Source organism: Paenarthrobacter sp. NPDC057355 (assembly GCF_042667405.1).
Lineage (GTDB): Bacteria > Actinomycetota > Actinomycetes > Actinomycetales > Micrococcaceae > Arthrobacter.
On sequence record NZ_JBHVAL010000003.1, the window covers coordinates 57547 to 81550 of the forward strand.

General features: G+C 62.9%; 19 protein-coding genes and 1 pseudogene. 14 read left to right on the forward strand and 6 right to left on the reverse strand.

Going from position 1 to position 24004, the window contains the following annotated elements:
* Positions 1-6 precede the first annotated feature (6 nt).
* The 5 genes from ACFUOZ_RS05785 to ACFUOZ_RS05805 all read left to right on the forward strand — a co-directional run bounded on the left by ACFUOZ_RS05785 (position 7) and on the right by ACFUOZ_RS05805 (position 6227).
* A complete protein-coding gene (locus tag ACFUOZ_RS05785) occupies positions 7-1116 on the forward strand; it encodes a glycosyltransferase family 4 protein (protein WP_377545665.1) in 1110 nt (369 codons plus the stop codon).
* 30 nt (positions 1117-1146) lie between these two features.
* Positions 1147-1911 (forward strand): PIG-L deacetylase family protein, encoded by a 765-nt coding sequence (locus tag ACFUOZ_RS05790; protein ID WP_377545667.1) that lies wholly within the window; start codon positions 1147-1149, stop codon positions 1909-1911.
* Between the two features lie 154 nt (positions 1912-2065).
* Positions 2066-3541, forward strand: coding sequence for an ArnT family glycosyltransferase (locus ACFUOZ_RS05795; protein WP_377545669.1), 1476 nt, complete (start codon positions 2066-2068; stop codon positions 3539-3541).
* 8 nt (positions 3542-3549) lie between these two features.
* Entirely contained in the window at positions 3550-4851 is a 1302-nt protein-coding gene (locus tag ACFUOZ_RS05800; protein ID WP_377545671.1) for a hypothetical protein, read from the forward strand.
* A 293-nt stretch (positions 4852-5144) separates the two neighbouring features.
* Positions 5145-6227, forward strand: a complete 1083-nt coding sequence (locus ACFUOZ_RS05805; protein WP_377545673.1) for a glycosyl hydrolase family 28-related protein — start codon at positions 5145-5147, stop codon at positions 6225-6227.
* 38 nt (positions 6228-6265) lie between these two features.
* On the opposite strand, the gene ACFUOZ_RS05810 is transcribed toward ACFUOZ_RS05805, so the two are convergent.
* Together ACFUOZ_RS05810 and ACFUOZ_RS05815 are read right to left on the reverse strand one after the other, a co-directional pair.
* Entirely contained in the window at positions 6266-7186 is a 921-nt protein-coding gene (locus ACFUOZ_RS05810) for a diguanylate cyclase (RefSeq protein WP_377545675.1), read from the reverse strand.
* The gene (locus tag ACFUOZ_RS05815) at positions 7183-10596 is read right to left on the reverse strand and encodes a response regulator (RefSeq protein ID WP_377545677.1); all 3414 of its coding nucleotides are present in this window, start codon (positions 10594-10596) and stop codon (positions 7183-7185) included. The genes ACFUOZ_RS05810 and ACFUOZ_RS05815 overlap by 4 nt, the downstream gene beginning before the upstream one ends.
* Positions 10597-11039: 443 nt before the next feature.
* Here ACFUOZ_RS05815 and ACFUOZ_RS05820 point away from each other — a divergent pair, with 443 nt between their 5' ends.
* A complete protein-coding gene (locus ACFUOZ_RS05820) occupies positions 11040-12050 on the forward strand; it encodes a LysM peptidoglycan-binding domain-containing protein (RefSeq protein WP_377545679.1) in 1011 nt (336 codons plus the stop codon).
* 9 nt (positions 12051-12059) lie between these two features.
* On the opposite strand, the gene ACFUOZ_RS05825 is transcribed toward ACFUOZ_RS05820, so the two are convergent.
* A complete protein-coding gene (locus ACFUOZ_RS05825) occupies positions 12060-12656 on the reverse strand; it encodes a low molecular weight phosphatase family protein (RefSeq protein WP_377545681.1) in 597 nt (198 codons plus the stop codon).
* Between the two features lie 201 nt (positions 12657-12857).
* On the opposite strand from ACFUOZ_RS05825, the gene paaA reads away from it, so the two are divergent.
* The 7 genes from paaA (at position 12858) to ACFUOZ_RS05860 (ending at position 18791) form a co-directional block, all read left to right on the forward strand.
* A complete protein-coding gene (gene paaA, locus ACFUOZ_RS05830) occupies positions 12858-13853 on the forward strand; it encodes a 1,2-phenylacetyl-CoA epoxidase subunit PaaA (RefSeq protein ID WP_377545683.1) in 996 nt (331 codons plus the stop codon).
* A complete protein-coding gene (gene paaB / locus ACFUOZ_RS05835) occupies positions 13853-14281 on the forward strand; it encodes a 1,2-phenylacetyl-CoA epoxidase subunit PaaB (protein ID WP_377545685.1) in 429 nt (142 codons plus the stop codon). Before paaA ends, paaB begins: the two co-directional genes overlap by 1 nt.
* Complete coding sequence (paaC, locus tag ACFUOZ_RS05840; RefSeq protein ID WP_377545687.1) at positions 14278-15195, forward strand: 1,2-phenylacetyl-CoA epoxidase subunit PaaC; 918 nt, start codon at positions 14278-14280, stop codon at positions 15193-15195. Before paaB ends, paaC begins: the two co-directional genes overlap by 4 nt.
* A 5-nt stretch (positions 15196-15200) precedes the next feature.
* Positions 15201-15758: a 1,2-phenylacetyl-CoA epoxidase subunit PaaD gene (gene paaD / locus ACFUOZ_RS05845; RefSeq protein ID WP_377545689.1), complete on the forward strand. Its 558-nt coding sequence runs from the start codon at positions 15201-15203 to the stop codon at positions 15756-15758.
* An 8-nt stretch (positions 15759-15766) separates the two neighbouring features.
* Positions 15767-16972, forward strand: coding sequence for a 1,2-phenylacetyl-CoA epoxidase subunit PaaE (paaE, locus tag ACFUOZ_RS05850; RefSeq protein WP_262275823.1), 1206 nt, complete (start codon positions 15767-15769; stop codon positions 16970-16972).
* A gap of 10 nt (positions 16973-16982) precedes the next feature.
* Entirely contained in the window at positions 16983-17762 is a 780-nt protein-coding gene (locus ACFUOZ_RS05855; protein ID WP_377545692.1) for an enoyl-CoA hydratase/isomerase family protein, read from the forward strand.
* 84 nt (positions 17763-17846) lie between these two features.
* The gene (locus ACFUOZ_RS05860; protein ID WP_377545694.1) at positions 17847-18791 is read left to right on the forward strand and encodes a lipid kinase; all 945 of its coding nucleotides are present in this window, start codon (positions 17847-17849) and stop codon (positions 18789-18791) included.
* A 71-nt stretch (positions 18792-18862) separates the two neighbouring features.
* Here the strand turns inward: ACFUOZ_RS05860 and ACFUOZ_RS05865 are convergent, their stop codons facing one another.
* Positions 18863-20371 carry an S-layer homology domain-containing protein gene (locus ACFUOZ_RS05865; RefSeq protein ID WP_377545696.1) on the reverse strand — a complete coding sequence of 503 codons (1509 nt, stop codon included), beginning with the start codon at positions 20369-20371 and terminating at the stop codon, positions 18863-18865.
* Between the two features lie 117 nt (positions 20372-20488).
* A complete protein-coding gene (locus tag ACFUOZ_RS05870) occupies positions 20489-22039 on the reverse strand; it encodes a PQQ-binding-like beta-propeller repeat protein (protein WP_377545698.1) in 1551 nt (516 codons plus the stop codon).
* Between the two features lie 447 nt (positions 22040-22486).
* Between ACFUOZ_RS05870 and ACFUOZ_RS05875 the strand changes: the two genes are divergently transcribed.
* Positions 22487-23773, forward strand: coding sequence for a GAF domain-containing protein (locus tag ACFUOZ_RS05875; protein ID WP_377545700.1), 1287 nt, complete (start codon positions 22487-22489; stop codon positions 23771-23773).
* 32 nt (positions 23774-23805) lie between these two features.
* On the opposite strand, the pseudogene ACFUOZ_RS05880 reads toward ACFUOZ_RS05875, so the two are convergent.
* Positions 23806-24004 (reverse strand): annotated as a pseudogene (locus tag ACFUOZ_RS05880) (hypothetical protein); the annotation flags it as partial.

Below are 24004 nucleotides of genomic sequence, written 5' to 3' on the forward strand. Positions count from 1 at the left end.
CCACTGATGCCAGGAGCCGGCGGAGGGTCGGTAAGGACCCGCGAAGTCAACCGTCGATTGGCGGCCAAGGGCTTTCACATCACGGTGTTGACCACCCGGTACCCGGGTTGGCAAGAACGCGTCGAGGATGGGGTGCACTATGTCCCGATCGGCTTCGGAAGGGGAGCGAACCGGCTGACCCGCCTCTTGGCCTACGTGGCCAAATTGCCTTATGAAGTTGCTAGGCGACGCTCACCAACTGAACTGGTGGTGGAAGACTTCTTCGCCCCGTTTTCCACCATGGCCGCACCGCTGTGGACTCGACGTCCAACTATTGGCATTGTCCAGTGGCTCCATGCCGCAGAAAAAGGACGGCAGTACAAACTGCCACTGCACTGGATCGAACGACTTGGCGTGCGGACACATAGCCGGCTCATCTCTGTCTCGGAAGGAATCAGCGAGAGATTGAAAGAGGTGAACCCGGACCTCCATGTCGATGTCATCGGCAACGGTGTTGACCCGGGCATAGGGGAGATCGGGCCCAACCTCGGCCAGGACGTTCTCTTCCTGGGCCGCCTTGAAGTAGGACACAAGGGATTGGATCTCCTTGTGCAAGCGTGGGCCGACATTCGTTGTCGCATAGATGGCAAGCTTCTGATCGCCGGCACCGGTCCGGACGAAGAACGGCTTCGTGCGTCCATTGAGGCTGCCGGCCTCTCTGACTCCGTAGAGATGCTCGGTTGGCTGGCCGGCGATGCAAAGTTCAGGGCGTTGAGCAATGCACGGTTGCTGGTGGTGCCCTCCCGGCACGAGACTTTTGGGTTGGTGGCCATCGATGCGCTGGCCGCGGGCACACCGGTTGTTGCCTTCGATATCCCTTGTCTGCGGGAGATCATCCCGCCCGGCGCTGGGTGGCTGGTTGAGGCGTTCGATGTCAAAGCGTTTGCAGACCAAGTCGTCCGCAGCTATGCCTCGAATGGACTCAAAGAAGTTGCTACCCAGGGGCGGAAATTCGCCGCCGGTTACAGCTGGGACGCGCTCGCCGGTATGCAGGCCGAGGCCTACTGCACAGCTCTTGCTGAACTACGGAAACCACAGAGCCAGCGGCCACGAGCCCGCAACGATATGAAGGCTTAGATGCCGGTCCGATCGCGAGTTGAAAGGTCCATGACGGGTGACGCTCCGTGGCTGTTCCTGTCGCCCCACTTGGATGACGCTGTGTTGTCCTGCGGCGCCCTGATCGAGGCCCAGTCCCAGGAACGCAGGATCATTGTGGCCACCATCTTCACGGAGGCTCAGCCGCCCCCGCACACCCGTGCAGCCCGATCGTATGTGCGCCAGTGCACCATACCCGACGCCGGGGAACTGTTTGAGGCCAGGCAGTCTGAGGACCGCGCTGTGTTGCAGGAACTGGGGGTTGAGTCCATTCATCTTGGCGAAGTGGACGCGCTGTTCCGACGTCGGCGCAAGCCACCGATGGTGGGCAGCAGCGTGTGGGAGGGGCTCCTTCCGGAGTTGACCCACCGCTACCCCAGCTACCGTTTTGACATCGCGATGGGCAGGATCGCCAAAGGCGACCTGGCACTCATCGGCCAACTCCGTGCAGACGTCGCTGCACTCATCGCAAGAACGCAAGCCGAACTGCTGTTTTGTCCTGCGGGAGTGGGCAAGCATGTGGACCACCTCATGACCCGCGAGATAGGTATGGGGCACCCGGAGAACGTGGTGATGTATTCAGACTTCCCCTACGACCTGGTGGCTGCTCCAGATCGGACCTATATGTCGAAAATGGGCTTTGTGCCGTGGACCTGGGATACGGGACTGGACGCCAAACCCGCGCGGATCAGGCAGTACTTAACGCAGGCAGACGCCTTGTTCCCTGATGGAGATATTCCAGTGAACCCCGAGACCTACTACGTGCCTGGGCCTTAAGGCAGGACCGGACGCCAAACGGTGGAACACATTATTGAAGGGCATTATGAATTCGTTTGACCAAGCTCAAGCATCTCCTCCGCTGGCTCGGGGACGGAGGCGTGCCAAGAGGTCTCCGTGGCTGCTTCGCCATCCATTGTGGGTTGCAGTTTTTGTGGGATTGCTCGCTCTGGTGTTCCGGTCGTTCGGAGTTGAGCGCGCCAACGATGTCTTTATCGACGAAGTAACGTATGCGGAGATCGCCCAGTTGGTGTCGCAAGGCCAGCTGCCTTCGATACTTGGCAACCCATTCTTCCTCCATCCGCCCGGCTCGTTTGTTCTAAACGGCCTTGTGATCCGGGTTCTGGGTTTGGAAGGGCACCCGATGGATCTGGCCCTGCAACTTCGATGGGTCAACACCGTATTGGGAACGTTGACAGTGGTTGTCTGTTATCTCTTGGTCAGCCGGCTCGCGGGAAGGGTGTCCGCTGTTGTGGCTGGCGTCATTCTTGCGAGTGATCCCTTCGTCCTTCGCATGGACGGGCGCTTGATGATCGAGACCCCGGCAGGTTTGGCCGTTCTATCGGGTTGGCTGCTGGTCTTGCTCGTGCTGGACAGCACGGCAGACCGCAGGCGGGCTTGGCTGGGAGTTGTGGCCGGGCTGGTCTTCGGACTGGCTATCGTCACCAAAGACATGACAGCAGCGTTCACCCTCGTCCCCCTGCTGGCCGCTGTCTTCTGGCGAAAAACCGTTCCCATGGCGACGGCCCTTCGCATCTTGGCCGGTTCCATCGTGCCATATGCCGTTTATCTGTCCGTGGTGGCCATCAACGGGCTACTTCCGCAGTTTATAGAGCAAAAATCTGTTGGCGTACTGCGAATGGTTGGTGCCGTGCAAATGACGGGCTTCAACACAACACCGAAGGTGGACCTGACGGCCAGGCTCGTGGACATGGCCAGCCGTTTCGGTACCAGTTATTTGCTCCTGGGGTTATCCATTGTGGCCGGAGCGGTTGCCGCCTTCTCTCCGGTGGCAATCCGGCGGGTGACAGGTCTGTTCTCACTAATAACTGGTTTTGTGGGTGTCTACTCGGTCTTCTTCGGGGCGGCAGAAGAGCAATTTGGCTACTGCGTGGTGATCGTCGGGCTGGTGTCGACCCCGGTAGCCGCCACGATGGTAGTTTCCTGGCGTTCAAGGCTTCGCGGAGTCGTCGGAGTGGCTGCAGCGGTCATAACGGTTCTCAGTTTGATCTTGGGCATCCAGGCGAGGTTAGTCGTAGATGACGGACTTGTCCGTGCACGGGATTACATGAACGCCGAACTGCCTGAGTCTGCGAAGGTGGGCTTGACATCGGTAACGGGTGAGTTCGCCCTTTTGCCGCATCAGGGGTGGGAGGTACTGCCTTCGTTGCAATCCCTTGAGAATGGGAACGCCCAGTATGTCCTCACGCAGGACAGGCCACTAAAAGAAGGCTACGGCTTCGCGGCCCCCGAGCTCCTGCACTGGCTGGAAAACAACGCTCAGCCCGTGTTCTCTTTCACGGGACCCACCTCCGGCGATACTGTTCTTTGGCAGCTTGACCGGACGAAACTCGACGCTGCTGTTTCCCAGGGACAGACAATTCCTCCTGTGTCCGGAGGGTACCGGTGAGGCGGAAGGTGCTTTCGACCCTGCTGTCGATTGTGGCCATCGGTTTGAGTGCCGGATGCGGGGTCGCGGCCCAGCCAGCAGCACCCGAGACCATGTCGTTCGGTGTTTTGGGTGCCTCCTGTGCCCCTGAACGTGTCGTTGCGCTCCGGGAAGCAGGGGTGTCCGTGGTGGAATTGCCCTTGGCTTGGGATCGCTACGAGCCGGGCGAAGGCCTCGTTGATGAGCGTTACGTGGCGGGCGTTCGGGCTCAACTGCAAGATTGTCGTGACGCAGGCATGGCCGTTGTCCTGTCTCCGGGCCTGCATTACCCGCCGGACTGGGTAAGGAGCTTGCCTGGTGGGGTCTTGAGGGGAAGCGCTGGAGGAGTGCCGGGGGATTCCGGGGCTGAGCTGGTGTTCAGCGCCAAAGTAAGGGAAGCCGTCCATGAGTACCTGGCCCGCATCGCATCGGATGTGGGCTTCGAGGGCATTGCGGCAATACGCGTTGGGACGAACGCTACCGGCGAGCTGGGTTACCCGGGGGCCGAGGACGGCGGAAATGAGCGCGAATTCTGGTCGTTCGGTGATGCACCGCAACTGGGAAAGGGGTTGGCGGAGGGGGTTGCACCTTCCCCGATGCCGGGCTGGGTTCCAGGCGCCCGCCTATGGAAGGGCAGGGCAGTGAATAGTCAGCAGGTCCAGGCCTGGTGGGATTGGTACGCCGGTGCAGTGGTGGGCGCCGTGGTGTGGCAGGTGGACGAGCTTCGGGGGCTCGGGTACCAGGGGCGCGTGCACGTACCGGTAGCGGGCAAAGGAGTCCTGCCTGCCGAGAAAACGGAAGCCCTCAGAGGGCGGTTGGACGGGCGGGCGAACCCGGACGGCGCACAGGAACGTGGTCTGGATTACCTCGAACAATTCGCGGTGCTCTCCACCTTGCCTGGGGTTGACGTGGACTTCACTGGCTTGGACGATATTTCGGCCGTGACTGCCCGCGCCGTCTCGCCGCTACAGGACCGGTGTCATCCGGGCGACGAAGTGAGTTTCATGGAGGACGACGTTTCGGTGTGGTCCTCCCACAGATACACCAGTGCCTTGGCTCGCCGGGCCGGTCTAGGTCTGGTCGGCGAAAATCCTGGTGCCCCTTGGCTGCCGTACACCGGTGGCACACCGCTATCGGACAGCCTGGCCGAGCAACTGCAGATCGCCCCAAGATACGCCGCCGAATGTGGGATGACCATGTTCCTGTTCGGGTTCGAGGACGATCTCTTTGACCCTGAGGGACGTAGCGGGGTGACTCTCGACCACTACAGTGACGTGATCCAGAGCTACTGATGCCCAATCCGCGTCATGTTCTCCGGCCTGCAGATACTGAATAGATGACTACTGCCGAGCCAGTGAATGACTTCCGCGGCAGTCCAGGAGGCCATGAACGAGCCTCCTCGTCAGGCCTGAACCTCCAAAGGAGAATACTGTCAATGACCTGTGTGGGAACTCCAGAATGCGCCGCTTCGCGTAGCATCTCACTGTCCTGTCGTGAAGGCTCTGCGCCGGGCAATGAACGCCGGCGGCGCCGCCGCAGCTTTGCGGTAGCTTCGGGCGCTGCGTTGCTGATGATGATATCTTCCATGACGCCAACTGCAGCTCTTGCGACGGGGTCGACGCCTGTACAGCCTGCTGCGTCTCCTGGGGAGTGTACGGTCAGCGCCGCCACCGGTAGCACTGGCACAAACCTGTACACCGTCACGGCCCAGCCCGATGACGCGTTGGACGATACGCCAGGCATTCAGGGCCGAATTGATGCAGCAGGCGCTGCCGGCGGAGGCATCGTGAGGATCCCCGCAGGTACATTCATCATCAACGGGAAGCTTCGTATGGCGAGCAATGTAAAACTCGAGGGCGCAGGGCCCGCGACGGTCTTGAAGGCAGGGCCTGGCTTTCTGGGCAACACCGGTCCCGCGGGCGGCTATCCGATCATTACTACGGCCGGGGCCGACAACACAACCCTGGCGAATTTCACCGCGGATCAATCCGGCGACACACTGAATGGCAATGTCCCGGGCCGCTTGAACGAGTATGTAGTCGACGTGCGCGACTCGCATAACTCCGTCGTCGAAGGTATTCAGACAAGAAACCCATTCACTTACTCAATCGCGTTCGTCGGCGGTTCGAACTGGTGCGTCAGGAACAGCAGTACCCAGTCCGAAACCAACGGAAAGTATACGGAGCTGGACGGAATCCACGCCATGAACACGAGCCACGGAGACATCGTGGGGAATGTCGTCGACCAGCGAAAAGGAACCGACGGGGATGACGGAATTGCCGTTCACACTTTCGGCACTGAGGACGTTCACGATATCCGGATCACGAATAACAACGTACGCGGAGGCAGACACGGAGCCGGTATCGACCTTGCTGGAGGATCCGGAGTGATTTACAACATCGATCTCACCGGCAACACCGTCTGGGGTTCCCCCCGTGGTTTGGAGGACGCCTATTACGACGGAACCAAGCAGATTCACCACATCAAGGTGCTTGGGAACACCTTTAGGGACAACGACATCAAGTCTGTCGGTGGAGCGGTCGACTTTGAGCGTCCGGTGACCTATGTGACGATGACCGACAACGTGGCATGCAACTCAGGAGGCTACCGGCTTCCCGCAGGTTTAGGGAATACGAACCTCAGAAACATGCAGACCTCATTGTGCTGACCAACGCCCCCAACAGCCGGCGGAAGCCCCCAATTAGCTCATTCCGCACGAAAAGAATCGGCAAGGGCCACGCGGTTACGGCCTGAGGCTTTTGCTGCGTACAGCGCGAGGTCGGCTTCGTGAAGGAGTTGCTCGGTTGTCGCACGGTGACCGTCGGTAAAGGCGGAGATGCCCGCACTGATGGTCAGGACGCCGTCGGGATCGCCGGAGTGCTCGATCCGCAGGTCGTGTACGGCTGAGCGGACGCGCTCCAAAACCGTCTCCGCGGTGGCGGCAGACTGCTCGCGAAGCAGCAACAGGAATTCCTCGCCGCCAAAGCGGTATACAGCATCCGACGCCCTGATCTGCCCGGACAAGGTAGCCGCGATGGCCACCAACGCGGCGTCACCGGCCTGGTGGCCGTAGATGTCGTTGTAGGCCTTGAAGTTGTCCACGTCCACCATGGCCAGGCAGTAGTTGTGCCCGGTCGTGTCCCCGACGTGCAGGCCTCCCAGATCCTCCGACAACTTGAGCCGGTTGTGCACCTTGGTCAGGGGATCGGTGCGGGCCTGCTCGGTCAGGGCAGACCGGTAGCGGGCCAGATCCGCGTGCAAGGACGTGATGCGTTGGGCAGCGAGGAGGCGGATGTGCAGGCTGAACGGGTCCAACGGCTTGGTGACGTAGTCGTCTGCTCCGGCCTCCATGCCAGCAAGCACGTCCTTCCGCGACCCATGGGAGGTAACAAGAATGACGTAGGTGTAACTGTCCTCTTCCGCGGCCCTGATGGCACGGCAGAGGTCCAGCCCATTGAGCCCGGGCATCATCAAGTCCGTTACGACCGCTTCGGGGCTGTGCTCTTTGAAGAGTTGCCAGGCCGAGTCGCCGTCCACGGCCACAATGCATTCGTGCCCGGACTGTTCCACGGCTGCCTTGGTGATCATGCGCGAGATTTGGTCATCGTCCGCAATCAGGATCTTCACAGGGCCCCCAACAGGATTCGCTCAAGGGCGCGGTCCACCCTGGCCAGTTCCGAAGACAGCTGTTCCAGCAGCCGCGATCCTTCGGCCTCCAACCCCGGGCCGGCGTCCCGTCCCAGTTTTTCCAGTTCTTTGCACATGGCAGCGGCTCCCACCGCTCCAATGTTGGCCGACGCACCGGCAAGTTTGTGGGCCGCCGCCTGCACTGCGGGGCCCTGACCGGCGTCGAGTGCGGAACGCAGCGCTTCAACGGTTCCCGCAGCATCTTCCCGGAACGCCTCGATGGCCGCCGGCAGCAAGCCCACGCCGTCGTCGGGCCCGAGCTCGCGCAGGATCTGCAGCCGCCCGGTGTCAAGAACAACAGCGTCCGACGGCGGTGCTTCCGCCTCCTGCGGCGCCCCACCGAACCCTGACCGGTCAGCGGCCCCGGCTGCCGCCGTCGTCGGTTCTTCCGGCTGCGGTATCCACCGGGCCAAGACGGCACCCAACGTTGTGAGGTCCACTGGCTTGCTGATGTAGTCGTCCATGCCAGCCGCGAAGCAGCGCTCGCGGTCCTCGTTGAGGGCCCCGGCGGTCATGGCGATGATGGGGATGCGCGTGGAGTGTCCGTTGTGGGCCCGGATGGCGCGGGTGGCGTCGAACCCGTCCATGACAGGCATGTGGCAGTCCATGAGAACCGCCACATAGCGCCCTGTCAGCGCAGCCGTGACAGCCTGGGCGCCGTCCTCAACAATATCCACGGCGTAGCCGAGCCGGTTGGCCATGCCGCGGGCCACAAGCTGGTTTACTTCGTTGTCTTCTGCCACCAGCAACGTGCCCAGCTGCGCATCCGGCTCGTCGGGCAGAAGGACGGGGGACGGTGCCGCCGGCGCACCGGTGGTCCTGGTGGCCATGAGGCGAAGGAGCCGGTTGTAGAACTCTGAGCTGCGGACCGGTTTGGTGAGGTACTCACGGATTCCAGCCTCGGCCAGGTCAACCCTGTCCACCATCATGGTTGAGGTCAGGAGAATGATCCCTGGCTGCCCCGGGTGGGTGCTTTCGCTGTTGATGAGGCGGGCAAGCTCCAAACCGTCGGTATCGGGCATGCACATGTCCACCACGGCGATGTCGTAAGGATGGCCCTCCAGGACGGCGTTGCGGTATTCGGTCATCGCGGTGGAGGCATCGGCCACCGCCACCGGCGTCATTCCCCAGCTGTCCAGCTGGGTCTCAAGCACCAGGCGGTTGGTGGCGTTGTCGTCCACCACCAGGACCCTTTTGCCCGCCAGCGTCGCAGGCAGGGTGAGGCTCTCGGCTGCCGCCGGCCCTATGGGCAGTGACAGTTCGAACCAGAACGTGCTGCCCTTGCCCAGTTCGCTGTCCAGCCCAATCCGTCCGCCCATCGCTTCGGTGAGCCGCCGGGAAATGGCCAGCCCCAGCCCGGTGCCTCCGTAGCGCCGTGTGGTGGACGCATCAGCCTGGGCGAACGATTCGAAGAGGCGGTGGTGGTCCTCGGAGCTGATGCCGATTCCTGTGTCCCGGACGTCGAAGCGCAGCGAGGCCATTCCGGCGTCGGTTGCCAGCACGGAGACTTTGATTTCGACTTCACCAGATGGTGTGAACTTGACGGCGTTGGAGGAGAGGTTCACCAGGATTTGCCGGATCCGGCCGGAATCGCCCATGAGTCGTCCGGGGACATCCGGGTGGCAGTAGGAAATGAGTTCCAGGTTCTTGCCTTGGGCTGCTTCGGCAACCAGCCCAGCCACTTCTTCCACCAGGGCCCGCGGATCGAAAGCCGTGACTTCCAGGTCCACTTTTCCGGCTTCCAGTTTGGAGAAGTCCAGGATGTCGTTGATCAGGGTCAGGAGGACTTCGCCGGCACCCTTCACGCCTTGGGCGTATTGCCGTTGTCCGTCGCTGAGGGGGGTATCCATCATGAGCGACGTCAATCCGATGACGGCGTTCAGGGGTGTGCGGATCTCGTGGCTCATGGTGGCCAGGAACTCCGACTTGAGGCGGCTTGCTTCCAAGGCGGCTTCCCGGGCGGCGAGCAGTTCTGCTTCAGCCGCTTTGCGCTCGGTAATGTCACGCGAGATGAACGCCACTCCGCGGATCCCGGTGGCGCTCCGAATGGGGGACAGGGTGACGGAGACGGGGATGATGGCGCCGTCGCCGCGTTTGCGCTGTGTTTCGTAGTTCTGGACGTCGCCATCCCGCACCGTGGTTTCCAACATCCGGAGCTCCTTCTCCCGCACCCCCTCCGGGATGAAGAAGTCACCTTTCGTGCCGATCACTTCGGCCGCCGGATATCCGAAGATCTTTTCCGCCCCGGGATTCCAGCTGGAGATGACGCCGTCCAGGGTTTCGCCAACGATTGCGTCGCCGGAGGAATTGACGATCGCACCGAGCCCCTCAAGCTCGGCCGTGCGTTCGGCCACCTTGGTCTCGAGGTCGCGGGTAAGGGTCACATTTTCGACGACGATGAGCACCTGCCGCACGATAACGAAACCCAGGACTATCAAACCGGTTACCAGCAGGACGCGGTCGGCGCCGATGGGGCCTGTCCGGGAAAAGAACACTGCACTGAAGACGGGGAGATAGGGGAGCAGTTCCAGCGCGACTGCGTAGCCGCGGCCATCTTTTCGGCTGCTGTCCGCTTCAGGAATGAGCGGGCTCAAAGCGACCAGCAGGAAGGCGGACACCCACCCCAACGCCAGGGGTGAGCCGGTCACGCCCGAGATTCCTTCGAGTGTCAGCCGCATGTAGGCGAGGTCCGTCACGGCAAGGACCCAGAAACCGACGCCGAGGCTCAGCCAGGGCAGCCTGCGCCCGCGGGCTGCGCGCATGGTGAGGACGATAACCACGGAAACCATGAAGACATCCGCGATGGGGTAGGCCATCTGCGTGATGCGGGCGAACGGGTCGCTGTTCCTGGCGCTGGCCAAGGGGCCCAGGACGGAACTCCAGGCAATGAAGAAAGTGGAACTTGCCACCACGCCGGCATCCAGGATGGTGCGGCGCAGGGGCAATCGCAGTCCTTGCCCCCGCAGAAGCAGAACCAGGCCAATGGAGGCCGGGAGCGCGTACCAAACAAAACCGACGTCGGCGAATGAAGGAAATGGGTAGTCGTGATCAAGGGTGATGCCATTGGCGGTCCAGATGGCTTGTCCGGCGGACCAGAGTGCCAGCCCGCCAACCACGAACCAGCGACCCGCCGTCGAATGCGGCTGTTTGAGGGCTGCGCGTATGTGGGTAACCAGGGCCGTAAGGACAGCTGTGAGGATTGCCAGGTCACCTGCCAGTTGTGCAGTGGACGTGCCGATTCCGCTTGCCAGCCCGACGGCCAGCAGAACTGCGCTAAAGCCGGCCGCAATCAGGAAAAACGGCAAACCGCGTCCCGCCCACGAGCGCTTGGACAGAACCTCGTGCTTCACTCCCGCCACTGAACCCCTGCTTTCGAAAGTGGCCCCACCAAAAGCGAACAACGCCGTCTTAGCTGCGCTGAGGAGAGCATACGCTGAAAACACCCCTTCAGGGCACAATAAATGTCCTGTTAAGAACGCTTGACAACACGTGCTCTTTCCACTGCTGCCTGAGTACTGCCAAGTAGCCCATTCCCCGAAACTGCGTAATACCTGATGGCCGTGTGCCAGCGCTTGGGGGAAAGTCGAGTAGCTCCTACTCGTGCAGGGGGCAATACCCAATTCCTATATTTGAATTTGCAGGGGTTTATTGCAATTCCGTTCCTCCGGCTCAGCGGCGGATCGCACCCCGTCGTTGTGCGGCGGTGCTCCTCCCAATACATAGCTGCGCTTTCTCCACCAGGGCCACAAAAGGCTCCCACGCGCGGTCCCAGCCATGGAGTCCCGGAGTTCCCATGAACATGAATGATGTAGAGCTGCAAACTTCACTGAACAAGGACAGCGGCGTCGGCCGACAACCTCCGTTCAGCAAATCCAAGCTCATGATTGCCGGCGCCGTCCTGGCAATACTGGCGCTGATTCCCGTAATTTTTGGAGTGGTCAATTGGGCTACCCACCCAAGTGGCACCGAACAAACGGTCTCGAATGAACAAGCGGCCGCACCTGAGGCAGTGCCATCGGCACCGGCAAGCAGTGCCGCATCAGCCGCGCCGGCCCAGAACGCGGCAGCCCAGAACGCGGGAGCCCAGGCGGCCCCGCCGGCTGCCGCTCCCGCGGCTGAGCCCGCTGCCGCCCCGGCCCCGGTGGCTGAAGCAGCGCCGGCCGCTCCTGCGGCGCCAGCGGCTCCCGCAGCCCCGGCAGGAGACCCCAACCTGTACACGGTGGTATCCGGTGACACGGTGGGCAGCATTGCCGCAAGGTTCGGCGTGGATGTCAACGCGATGTTGGCTGCCAATGGCTTGGGCCCGTACTCGGTGATCGTCCCGGGACAGGTCCTCAAACTCACGGGCCCACCCGTTGCGCCCGTTCCAGCAGCGGCGCCGGCGCAGGCCACGGTTCCTCAAGCCCAAGTGGCAGCACCGGCAGTTGCCCCTGCTCCCGCCGCAGCCCCGGCGCCTGCCCCCGCTCCGGCGCCGGCCGTCAGGACCATCTACGTGGCAGGCGCGGGCGGCCAGTCGCTGGTGGATGCCTGCATCGGGCCTATCAATTACACCCCAACCAACGCCTATGCAGTGTTCATCACGGAACACGACTTCTGCGGAGGGTGGGCACGCTTCTCGGGAATCGGTGTAGGGGAGACCGTGTCCATTCCGGGGTACGGGACCTTCACTGCCACTGGCAGGGCACAGGTGCCCAACCCCGGAACCACCAATGATGTGGCAGCGGTGTTTGGCGGCTTCCCGGCAGTGGTCTTGCAGACCTGCATCCCAGGCACCAACCAGATGCTGGTGATCGCCCTTAACTAATAGCTGTAACTAGGCCGGCGCCGTCAGGCGCGCGAACCGGAGGATACCCAGGATGGCCGGGGCCAACTGATCCTCCATCTGGTGGTAGACCTCTTCCGCTCGTCGGTAGGGGTCTACCACGTCGTTGTCTGAAGGGTCGGACGGCAGCGCCAGGTGTCGCACCGAGGCTGCCCGTGCCGGGAGGGCACTCCAAAAGTCCACGATGTTCCCGGTGGCGGGGGCGTCGTCGCGCGTTTCCAGGACGGCCAACATGCGGGCGAATTCCCGGACGGTGAAGGTGCGCTTCAGCAGTGAGGCGTCCAGCTGGAGTACTTCGCCGCGGTGTTTGGAGGTCATTGCCAGTACCAGATCGGTTTCGCGGAGGATCTTCTGGGTCAGCTGCCGCGCGGCAAAATTATCCGGCGTCCCACGGAAGGTGCTGATGATTTGGGCGGAGAGCGGCTGGATGGGTTCACCCACCAAGGCGCGGGTTCCGGCGCTGCGGACCTCAAATGACCCGGGGCTTACTTGGTTGAGCCCAGCCTGAAGCAGCCTCTCGGCGACGGGGGAGCGGCAGATGTTTCCGGTGCAGACGGTGAGGATCCTGAAGGGCTGGGGCGATTCCACGTAGAGCTCTTTCCTTGCGTTGGCGCGGGGCGGTTGAGGCCCCACCCCAAGTTAACACGGGGATTCTCAGGCGCCTTGTCAACAACGCCCGAGCACCGAAAGAGGCTGAAATCATCCGGGGCACCATGCGCCGAACGCTTGACGGAAATCATCAGCTCCGCATATTCTGAACGAACGGTCGGTAATTTATTAGGAGCAACCATGGCATCGCAGAATCTGCAGTCAGTGCCCGCTGAGCTGTCCCCGGAGGAGCAGGAGCGGGAGGCAGCCGGTCAGGCGTACTTTGATCGCATCATTTCGGAAGACTCGCGCATCGAACCGCGCGACTGGATGCCGGCGGCTTACCGCAAGACTTTGCTGCGCCAGATCTCGCAGCACGCGCACTCGGAAATCATCGGGATGCAGCCCGAAGCCAACTGGATCACCCGCGCTCCGAGCCTCAAGCGCAAGTCCATCCTCATGGCCAAGGTCCAGGACGAGGCAGGCCACGGTCTGTACCTGTACTCCGCAGCAGAGACGCTGGGGCAGTCCAGGGACCAGATGATGGAAGACCTCATTGCCGGCAAGGCCCGGTACTCGTCCATCTTCAACTACCCCACGATTTCCTGGGCAGACATGGGAGCCATCGGCTGGCTCGTGGATGGCGCGGCCATCTGCAACCAGGTGCCCTTGTGCCGTGCCTCGTATGGTCCTTACGGACGCGCAATGGTGCGCATCTGCAAGGAAGAGTCCTTCCACCAGCGCCAGGGTTTCGAGATTTTGCTGGAACTCTCCAACGGCACGCCTGCGCAGAAGCAGATGGCCCAGGACGCCGTGAACCGCTGGTACGCGCCGTCGCTGATGATGTTCGGCCCGCCGGATGACGATTCACCCAACTCCAAGCAGTCCATGGCGTGGAACATCAAGCGGTTCAGCAATGACGAGCTGCGCAGCCGGTTCGTCGGAATGATGGTGGAGCAAGTCCGGGTCCTGGGCCTGACCCTGCCGGACAAGGACATCCGTTTCAACGAAGAAACCAAGAAGTGGGAGCACGGACCCTTGGACTGGAACGAGTTCAAGGAAGTCCTGGCCGGCCGCGGTCCCTGCAACTCGCAGCGCGTCGAGCGCCGCCGTGAGGCACACGAGAACGGTGCCTGGGTTCGGGAAGCAGCAGTGGCGTACGCCCGCAAGCAAGCAGAGAAAGTGAACGCAGCATAATGGCTCCCCACGGAAATCCTGAAGCACCGGCCAGCGCCGCCGGCGAAATCAACCGCGAGGCCCCCAAAGTTGCGGCCACCACTGCGGAAGGCACGACGGCGGCACCCGCCTCAGTCCCGACGCTCACCCCCGGTGGCGCCAAGGAAGAGCACCCGTGGTCCCTCTGGGAGGTCTTCGTGCGCTCCAGCCGTGGCCTCTCCCATGTCCACGCCGGTTCCTTGCACGCACCGGATGCTGCCATGGCCCTCCGCAACGCCCGCGATCTGTACACCCGCCGCAACGAGGGCGTGTCCATCTGGGTTGTGCCGGCGGAGGCGATTTCCTCCAGCGATCCCGATTCCAAGGGTTCCTTCTTCGAGTCCCCGCAGGGCAAGGATTACCGCCACGCGACGTACTACACCAAGAGCGAAGGCGTGAAGCACCTGTGACCAACCACGACACTGACTTCGCCATCGAAGGCCACGGCGACATTTCCGTCGGCGTCCACGGCGCCGGTGCTTCCGGCGATGGCTCGGCGAGCGCCACCCGTATCACTCCGGGTAACGCCTTGCGTCCTGAGGACATTGCCTTGGAAATCAGCCGCGGCCAGGTCAAGCCCAGCGAGGACGTGGCCGAGTTCGCCCTGCGCATTGGAGATGACGGACTGATCCTCGCCCAGCGCCTGGGTCACTGGATTTCCCGTGCTCCTGAGCTTGAGGAAGACATCGCCCTTGGCAACATCGCGCTGGATCAGTTGGGCCACGCGCGCTCCTTCCTGACCTACGCCGGTGCCGCTTGGGGAAAGTCCGAGGACGACCTCGCCTACTTCCGCCGCGAGCACGAATTCCGCTCCGCGCATCTGTTCGAGCAGCCCAACGGTGACTTCGCGGTCACCATCGCCCGGCAGTTCATCGTGAGCTTCTACCAGTTCGAGCTCTACACAGCGCTCATGGAGTCCAGCGACCCCACCATCGCCGCCATCTCGGCCAAGGCTGTCAAGGAAGTGGATTACCACCGCGACCACAGCGCCCAGTGGGTGCTGCGCCTTGCCGGCGGCACGGACGAATCCCGGAGGCGGATCATCCAGGGCTTCAAGCTGGTGTGGCCGTATGTTGAGGAGCTCTTCGAGGACGACGAGCTCACCACACGCCTCAGCGAAGCCGGCGTCACGGTGCAGCCCTCCAGCCTGCGCGAAGCCTTCGACCGCCTCACTGGTGAGATTCTCGCCGAAGCCGGGCTTGAGCTCCCCAACGTTCCCCAGTCACTGGGCGGAGGCCGGCGCGGCAAGCACTCCGAGCACCTGGGCTACGTTCTTGCTGAGATGCAGGTCCTGGCGCGCGAGCACCCGGGCGCGAGCTGGTGACTGGGATGGCTACCATGGCAAAGACCGCCGAGCAGCAGGCCTGGGAGATTGCCTCCACGGTCTGCGATCCGGAAATCCCGGTCCTCACCATCGAGGACCTCGGAATCCTGCGCGGCGTGCGGGTTGTCGACTCGCCCGAGGCGGCCACCGCTGACGGCGCGCACGACGGCGGCCCCGCCAGTACCGCCGTCGAGGTCACCATCACGCCCACCTACTCGGGCTGCCCGGCGATGGATGCCATTGGCGATGACCTGCGCACGGCATTCCGCGAGGCCGGTTACGCCGGCGTGGCCATCAATCTCGTGCTGTCTCCGGCGTGGACCACTGACTGGATGACCGAGTCCGGCAAGGCCAAGCTGGAGGAATACGGGATCGCGCCTCCCAGTGGCAGGGCTGCCGCTGGCGGTCACTCGGGTCCGGTCCGGCTCAGCCTTGCCGTGAAATGCCCGCAGTGTTCCTCGCTCAACACCAAGGAACTCACCCGCTTTGGTTCCACGTCCTGCAAGGCGCTCTTCGTCTGCCAGGACTGCAAGGAACCGTTCGACTACTTCAAAGTCCTCTAAGGAAATCCATGACCACCGAAACACAGACGGCCAGCCGCCGTCGTGCGTCTTTCCATAACCTGACCGTCGCGGAAGTCCGGCGCCTCACGGACGATGCCATCGAGGTCACGTTCGGTGTTCCGGCCGAGCTCGCCGGCCAGTACGACTACCTTCCGGGCCAGTACGTCGCTTTGCGCACCACGCTGCCGGATGAGAACGGTGAGCCTCACGAGGTCCGCCGCAGCTACTCGATCTGCGCAGAGCCGCGCAGCTTCGAGGACGGCAGCAGCGAGATCCGCGTGGCCATCAAGAAGGACCTCGGTGGGCTCTTCTCCACGTGGGCCAACGCCGAGCTGAAGGCCGGGGACGTGCTTGACGTCATGAGCCCGCAGGGCGCGTTCATCTCGCGGCACGGCAAGGACGGCTCCGCTGTCCAGCACAACGTGATGAACTCCATGAACCATCCGGAGGAGCTGGCAGGGGAGCCGGGCAACTTCGTGGCGATCGCCGCGGGTTCGGGCATCACTCCGGTGATTGCGATTGCGCGGACGCTGCTTGCTGCCAACCCTGAGACCACCTTCGACCTCGTGTACGCCAACAAGGCCGCCATGGACGTCATGTTCCTGGAGGAGCTGGCGGACCTGAAGGACAAGTACCCCTCGCGCCTGGCGCTCCACCACGTGCTGTCCCGCGAGCAGCGGATTGCGCCGCTGATGACCGGCCGCATCGACGCTGAAAAGCTGCAGGCGTTGCTGTCTTCGGCGATCCATTCCGAGGACGTTGACGAGTGGTTCCTGTGCGGGCCGTTCGAACTGGTCCAGTTGTGCCGCGACACCTTGGCCGCGCGCGGCGTGGAGCCGGAGCATGTGCGCTTCGAGCTGTTCACCACCGGCCGCCCGGACCGTCCCGAGGGCCATGCAGGCCGTCCCGTTGTGGAGGACGAGTCGCAGGAGACGTACAAGATCACGTTCAAGCTGGACGGCCTCACCGGCGATGTCGCCAGTCCCACGCATGCCCGCGAGTCCATCCTGAACGCGGCGCTTCGCGTCCGCCCGGACGTTCCGTTCGCGTGTGCCGGCGGCGTGTGCGGCACCTGCCGCGCCAAGCTGATCACCGGTACCGTGACCATGGACGAGAACTACGCCCTGGAGCAGGACGAGTTGGACAAGGGCTACGTCCTCACCTGCCAGTCCCACCCCACCAGCGAAGAAGTGACCGTCGACTTCGACGTCTAAGGAGTCCCCCATGATCGAGCTCTCCATTGCCAACGGCATTGCCGAAATTGTCCTCAATGCGCCGGAAAAGCTGAACTCGCTCAACGAGGACGCGCTGCTTGAGTTGGGCAAGGCGTACGACGACGCCGCTGCCGCCGCCTCCCGTGGCGAGGTGCGGGCGCTGCTCCTTCGCGGGGAGGGCCGCGCCTTCTGCGCCGGGCGCGACATCGCAGGCGTCACGCCGGAAACCGACGACGCCCAGGCCTATCTGGGCGGCTTGGTTGAGCCTTTGTTGAAGAAGATGGCAGCCTTCCCTGCGCCCACTTTCGCTGCTGCGCACGGAGCCTGCCTGGGTGTCGGACTCGGGCTCCTGCTGGCCACGGACGTTGTGTACGTGGCGGAGAATGCCAAGTTCGGCTCGCCCTTTGCCAAGCTTGGGGCGACTCTGGATTCCGGTGGGCACTGGTACTTCACCGAGCGTCTGGGTATGCACCGGACTCTGGACCTGATCTACACGGCGGACCTCATCTCAGGAACCGAGGCCGTGGCCCAGGGCATGTTCAGCAGGGCCATGCCGGACGACGCCTTGCTGGCCATGACCCGCTCCATTGTGGAGCGTGTGGCTTCGGGCGCCACCCAGGCTTTCGTTGCGTCCAAGGAGCTGGTGGCGCATATCCGCGACCAGCGCCTCGGACTGTGGGAGTCCATGGTCGAGGAGAACACAGAGCAGGCCCGGCTCTGCAAGACCGATGACTATGCCGAGGGTTTCCGGGCGTTCCAGGAGAAGCGGGCGCCGGATTTCAAAGGGTAGCCCCCGCCCGGTTGGCACTCGATCCGGGTTGCGCGAACCATGCGTTGAGGTTTCTCCAAGGTCCGTCCGCCTACGATAGTCAGCATGAAATCCGTCCGTGAGATGCGCTCCGCCGCCGTCGTAATTAATGCGGCCTCGCGTCGAGGTGCCGCGGCCAGCGGGCCGGCCGTGGACATGCTGCGGCAGGCAGGACTGCCGGTTTCTTCGGCGCATGCCGTTACCTCCGGCGCGGAACTGGGACCGACGCTCGAGCGGGTGATTGCGGAGCAGCATGACCTGGTGGTTGTCGGTGGCGGGGACGGGACGGTGAGCTATGCGGCCGGGTTGTTCGCGGGAACCGGGACCGCCTTGGGGGTCCTACCGCTGGGCACTGCCAATGATCTTGCCCGTACGCTCGAGATACCTGGCGCACTCGCTGATGCCTGTGCTGTGATCGCGGAGGGAAAGGTGGTCGACATTGATCTTGGCAGGGCTAACGACCAGCCGTTTCTCAATGTCGCTTCCGTAGGTCTCTCCGTGGGCGTGACCGAGGCACTGAGCCCCCGGTTGAAAAAGCGAATCGGCCCATTGGCTTATGGGGTCGCCACCGTCAAGGCCTACGCGCGGCACAAGCCTTTCCGCGCCAGGCTGGAGTTCCCTGACGGGGACCACCCAACCCTTGAACTGGAGGACTTGCTGCAGGTGGCTGTGGGAAACGGCCGGCACTACGGCGGCGGCAACACGGTGTCCCCGATGGCCGGAATCGATGACCATATGCTCGATATCTACGCCATCCTTGCGGCACCGCTCCGGGAGCACGTGAAGATCGCGCGGTTGCTCAAAGACGGAAGCTTCATAGATCACGATCGCGTGTTCCATCTGGCGACGCGACGGGTCCGGCTGGTTACCGGGCGTCCGATGCCCGTGAACCTCGACGGCGAGATCGCCACCGCGACGCCGACGGACTTCACGGTGCAGCGGAATGCGGTGCATGTAGTTGTGCCGCAGGGGAGCACGAGTGCGACGTTCGATGGTCCGGCAAGGACCTGAGCGGGCGAACATCCCGGTTAGCCAAGCAAAAAGCGGGCCGCGGCTGGAAGCCGCGGACCGCCGTCGTTCGCTTATCTAGGTGCCCCGGGCAGGGACTCGCAGACGATCCCGTCCTTATCGCTGTCGAGCCGGGCCACGTCGCCGTAGTGCGGGTAGTAGTAGTTGTACCAGTCTTGAGCCTGGCGCCATGTGCTGAAGTCTGTGCAGTTCTTGGAGTCACCCGGATTGGCGGGCTTCTGCGGAGCAGGCGGCTGCACTACCGGTGGCTGCACCACCGGCGGCTGGACCACTGGGGGAGGCGGCGGGGGCGAGCAGGTGTTACTGCTGATTCCGCCGGTGCCGCCATTGACAAAGCGGTACATGAACGCGGCCATGGCGTCGCGGGCTACGGGCTGGAGCGGTTGATAGATCCGGCAGCCGTAGCCCGTGTCCCAGCCGGTGGAAATTCCCTTAGCGGCAAGCCACGTAATTTCCTTGTAGAACTGGCTGCTGATGGAGATGTCCTGGAATGGGGAGCTTCCCGGCGCGTTGAAGGCAGGGTTGCCGGCGTAGCGGTAGAGGAATGCGGCCATGGCGTCACGGTTGACCGGGTTGAGCGGGCGGAAGGTCTTGGTTCCGTTCGCTTCAGCCCAGCCTGTGGAAATGCCCGTTGAAGCGAGCCAAGTGATTTCCTTGTAGAACTGGCTGGACGGCGTGATGTCCGCAAACGGCGACTCTGCGGGCGGAGTGAATGGTGGCTTGCCTGCGAGGCGGTAGAGGAAGGCGGCCATGGCGTCGCGGTTCACGGCGTTGAGAGGCCGGTAAGTGCGGGAACCGTTGGCCTCGATCCAGCCGGTGGAAATCCCTTGGGAGGCCAACCAGGAAATCTCGACGTTGAACTGTGTCGAAGCGTTGACATCCGAGAAGGTGATGGGTGTGGTGTCCGTGGCCACTGCGGGAACAGCTACCAAAGTTGATCCACAGGAACCTTGGAGAACAGAAGAAATTGCCGCGGACTCGGCGGTATCCACAGTCAGCTGCCATCGGTACTTGACCATCACCCAGTCGGTCACGTAGCGGCAGGCAACACCAGCCAAAGGCGGCATCCATTCGGCAGGGTCACGATCGCTCTTGGCCTGATTGACGTTATCGGTGACAGCCTCGAGCGAGGCCTCAAAGCCGAGATCGTTGGCATAGTCACGGCGCTGTTCCGCCGTCCAAGCGCTGGCACCGGACCCCCAGGCTTCGGCCAGCGGAACCATGTGGTCAATGTCTACGTCCGAGGCATTTGTCCAGGTGGCGCCGTCATACCAGGAAGCCCACTGGCCGGTGGCTACTGTGCAACCGGAACTGAAAGTCACGGCTACCTGTGACTCCTGCTGGAGTACCTCGGACCTGGTGTTGCAACCGTCGGTGTCGGCGTCGATCCAATGCTGAAAGTAGTCCCGGTTGTAGCCGGCGTTGGTTTCCGGGGTGACTGACAACGAAGAGAAAAGAGAGTTTACGCTGGCCGTATCTGCGGCCGTAGCGGTTTGCGGCAAAAAGACAGCCGCGGACATGGTCAGCGACAAGATCGCCAACCATGAAAGTGCCTTAGGCATCTGGGTCCCCATATTCGATTAGTGCGCTCTGAGCAGCGCATACATCATGGGATGCTACCGCCGGCGCAGTGACGCAGGTGAAACATGAGGCAGGTGTGACGTAGTTTCGCCGGGTGGCTAGACGAATTCCTTGAGGAGCTTGTACCCGGCCACTTTGTCTTCCAGGGAGATAACGGCCATGTCGTGGTCGGTGGTGCTCACGTCAGTGAGGGCGCCGTAGGTGAAGGCCGGGGCAGGGGAGCCGCTTTTGAGGCAGGGGAAGGCGATGAATCGTCCAGCGGCAGTTCCGTCGCCGGAATAATCCTGCTCGGTGCGCTTTGCAGGCACTTCATACGAGCCATAATTCCAGCACACAAAGGCGTCTTCGAAGCTGGCTCCGCGGAATTTTCCAGTGCGGGTATCCATCAGATTCGACTTGAAGGGGTTACCCGTGATGACAAATTCGCCGTGACTTGCCGAGGGTATAAGGCCGGTGACGCCCCAGCTGTGCACTTCTACCGGCTTGCTCTCCCACGCGGATTTTCCAGTGAGGGGATCGTAGCCAACAACCTTCGAAAGTCCGCCCCGGTATGTCCCGGCGGGAAATTCGATGTAACCGGCTTCGTATTCGCAGCGGACGGGGAAGGCGTCGCCGCCCTCCAGCTTGGTGGCCTGAGTGCCCATAGTGCCGGAACACTCAACCTGCGAACCGTCCGCGGTCCATAGAACCCGACCACTGGATGCACGAAGCCCAACTGTTTTTGTAGTGTCGCGCAGGTTCATCGAGTGGGTTTCCTGGGAGACTTTGTCCGGTGAGTAGGGCGTGGGGTTGATGCCGACTGAGCCAACGTAAAGATCCAGTTTTTCGGAGTACAGGAAGTGCGCATCGAACTCCGCACTGGCTCCCTTCCCGAAGATCTTTTCCAGCTCCGCTTCCCAGACCACTTTCCCGTTGTGGACATGGGCAAGTGTTTCGATGCCGCCGTTCACCACGAAGTACAGTTCCTTGCCGACCGGACGGAACAATCCCGACAGAGGAGTGATGTCTGGCTCATCCTCACCCAGGTCCAGATCCACCCAATGCTCAAACGACCCGTAGTCTTTGTCGAAGGTGATGAAGCACATGTCATTCAGGTCGACGCAGGCGTAGGGCCGGGTGGTGACCAGATCTGCCTCGCCCCGGTAGAGTTCCTTGCCGGTTGTCAGGTCAAAGGCCACCGGAGCGGTCCACCAGGCGAAGCCACCATTGTCGGCTGGCGGGGTTGCTGCCTGCAGGAAGATGGCTGCGCTCTTCCCGGTGTAGGTCCGGGTAACCACGGGTTCGAGGGGAGTGCCGGGGGAGCCCACTCCCGGGTGAACCGGCTGCTTCCACAGCTCCTTGCCAGTGGCGACGGAAAGGGCGTGTGCTTCCACGCCGCCGGCAACGCGGGTGTAGACCAGCGCCACGCCGTCGGCGACCACCGGCTGACCGATGGGTTCCAGCGCAACTTCCCAGGCCGCCGTCGCGGTTTCCTTGTTGCGGTCCGGTACTTCTGCGGACGCGGGCGGTTGGCTTGGGCTGGATTCGGCCGGACGAGGCAGCGGAAGCATGGTGCACGCGGAGAGCAGGACGGCTGTGCCGATGGCCAGTGCACCGAGTCCGAACGACGTGAAGCGGGCGCGGAGCATCGCGGGTCGAGAATGAGTCAAAGTTCCCCCAGAAAAAAGGCCATCGAGACGTGGCTCACATAGAGAATACAGCCAGTGGAGTCAAGTCACAGCCATTGGCTGTGTGGCCGGACCTGAGGGCGTCTTACGTCAGGGCCGGCCACACTGGCTGCTGCTGGGGAAGGGGGGAAAGCAGCCAAAGGCGCCGCTGGCTTCGTCGTCCAAAGGCCAGTCGGTGCTTTGCGTGATTGGTTGGCGAGGCTCCAGCCACCCCAACTGCGGCCGTCCCCCGTCCCCCAAGAATCGGACAGCCTCACATCAAAGCAGTGCGTGTTGCGGCGGAATCGTGTCGCCATTCTTGGGGGGAGATTCCGCAGCTACGGCATTTGTGACCCGCAACACAACGCCGGGCCGCGCGGTTTACACTGGAGGGGCGGCGCACGCCCTGATCGTGGTCCGGCAATTCGATGGTGAGTTGGAGGAATCTGCATGCCAAGTGTCACTGCTGATGCAGCGCGCTTTGATGGCCTGAGGCTATCCGCACCATCTGAGTACGCGCGCATCCTCCGCAAGGCCCACGAGGCCACCATTTCCGGCCGTCCGGATCCCCATATTCCGGCGTCGTTGCTGGAGTCCTGGCGGCGTTCCCTGGCTCTCGGAATCAACCCCGAGCGGCACAGTCCCTTGCGCCGGCACGAGGTGGAGGAGGCCCGGACGCTCGGCGCCGGTCATCCGTTGGCGTCCGTGATACCGGCACTCACGCAACTTCTGGCCGACGAAACCCCGGACGGGAGGCATCTCCTGATCGTCACCGACCATCAAGGCGAGGTGCTGTGGCGCGTGGGCAGCAGCCATGCCCTCCGGCAGGCCGATTCCCTGGAATTCGTTGAAGGGGCCGACTGGTCCGAGTCGGGAATCGGCACCAACGCCATCAGCGAGGCCCTGATCACCCGGGCACCGGCGCAGCTGCTCTCAGCCGAGCACCTCGTCCGTTCCCATCACGAGTGGGCCTGCACGGCATCGCCCATCCGTGACCCCCACAGCAACCGGATCCTTGGAATCCTCGACGTCTCCGGGCCCATCAATACCGTCACCCCGGACAGTCTCCGCATGGTGCGCTGCGCTGTCCGCTTGGCCGAGGAACTGCTGCGGTCCAGCCGTCCAGCTGCCACTGCGGCTGACGGAACACCCGTCACGCTGAAACTGAACCTCTTGGGGGACACACCAACAGCAGAGGTCGACGGCGGTGCGCGCCTCCCGCTGACACTCCGCCGGGCGGAAATCCTGGCTTTGCTGGCCTCACGTTCGGGCGGTTGGAGCGCTGACGAGTTGGCATATCACGTGCACGGCGAGGACGGCGCGGCCGCTTCCGTTCGAACGGAGATGCACCGGATCCGTGCGACCTTGGGGAAGGTGGTGGAACCCAACCCGTATCGCTTCGCCGCCGGAATGGAGGTGATGACGGACGCCTCCATGGTCGCTCGACATTTGCGGGAGGGGCGCGTTGCTGAAGCCCTGGCGGGATACCGTGCACCGCTCCTTGCCCGCTCGGGCAACCTGGCGATTGAACTCCTTCGCGATGAGCTCAACGCAGCAGTCAGCTCATCCGTGCGGGCCAGCGGCGATCAGGACCTCATCCTCCGTTGGTGTTCCACGGACATGGGCGCCGATGATTTCGATGCGTGGGCTGCTGCCGTAGCGGCTGTCGGCAACGATCCACGCCTCGGGCTGCTGCAGGCGCGGATGGCCCGAAGGGACCGCGAGTTCGGGGCGTAGCCGGACTCCATGTTGTCTTGTCCACGGACGGCTTAGGGGACAGGCGTCATGGATCCCCAGCCTAGGCCGACCTGGCTGCGGCCCAGCCAGCCCCCGGAACCGTTGCTGGGGTACAGCCAGAGTACGCCGTTCCTGTCGGCGGCCAGGAGATCTGTGTTGCCGTCGCCGCTGTAGTCACCTGAGCCGATGATGGCGGTCATGACGTTCCAGCCTTGACCGACCTGGGCCCGG

Bases quoted from the DNA above. Each gene is read 5' to 3' on its own strand.
- ACFUOZ_RS05860 (WP_377545694.1), top strand. From the start codon at position 17,847: ATGAAATCCGTCCGTGAGATGCGCTCCGCCGCCGTCGTAATTAATGCG.
- ACFUOZ_RS05865 (WP_377545696.1), bottom strand. From the start codon at position 20,371: ATGCCTAAGGCACTTTCATGGTTGGCGATCTTGTCGCTGACCATGTCC.
- ACFUOZ_RS05875 (WP_377545700.1), top strand. From the start codon at position 22,487: ATGCCAAGTGTCACTGCTGATGCAGCGCGCTTTGATGGCCTGAGGCTA.
- ACFUOZ_RS05790 (WP_377545667.1), top strand. From the start codon at position 1,147: ATGACGGGTGACGCTCCGTGGCTGTTCCTGTCGCCCCACTTGGATGAC.
- ACFUOZ_RS05805 (WP_377545673.1), top strand. From the start codon at position 5,145: ATGACGCCAACTGCAGCTCTTGCGACGGGGTCGACGCCTGTACAGCCT.
- paaA (WP_377545683.1), top strand. From the start codon at position 12,858: ATGGCATCGCAGAATCTGCAGTCAGTGCCCGCTGAGCTGTCCCCGGAG.
- ACFUOZ_RS05820 (WP_377545679.1), top strand. From the start codon at position 11,040: ATGAACATGAATGATGTAGAGCTGCAAACTTCACTGAACAAGGACAGC.
- paaD (WP_377545689.1), top strand. From the start codon at position 15,201: ATGGCTACCATGGCAAAGACCGCCGAGCAGCAGGCCTGGGAGATTGCC.
- ACFUOZ_RS05855 (WP_377545692.1), top strand. From the start codon at position 16,983: ATGATCGAGCTCTCCATTGCCAACGGCATTGCCGAAATTGTCCTCAAT.
- ACFUOZ_RS05785 (WP_377545665.1), top strand. From the start codon at position 7: ATGCCAGGAGCCGGCGGAGGGTCGGTAAGGACCCGCGAAGTCAACCGT.
- paaB (WP_377545685.1), top strand. From the start codon at position 13,853: ATGGCTCCCCACGGAAATCCTGAAGCACCGGCCAGCGCCGCCGGCGAA.
- paaE (WP_262275823.1), top strand. From the start codon at position 15,767: ATGACCACCGAAACACAGACGGCCAGCCGCCGTCGTGCGTCTTTCCAT.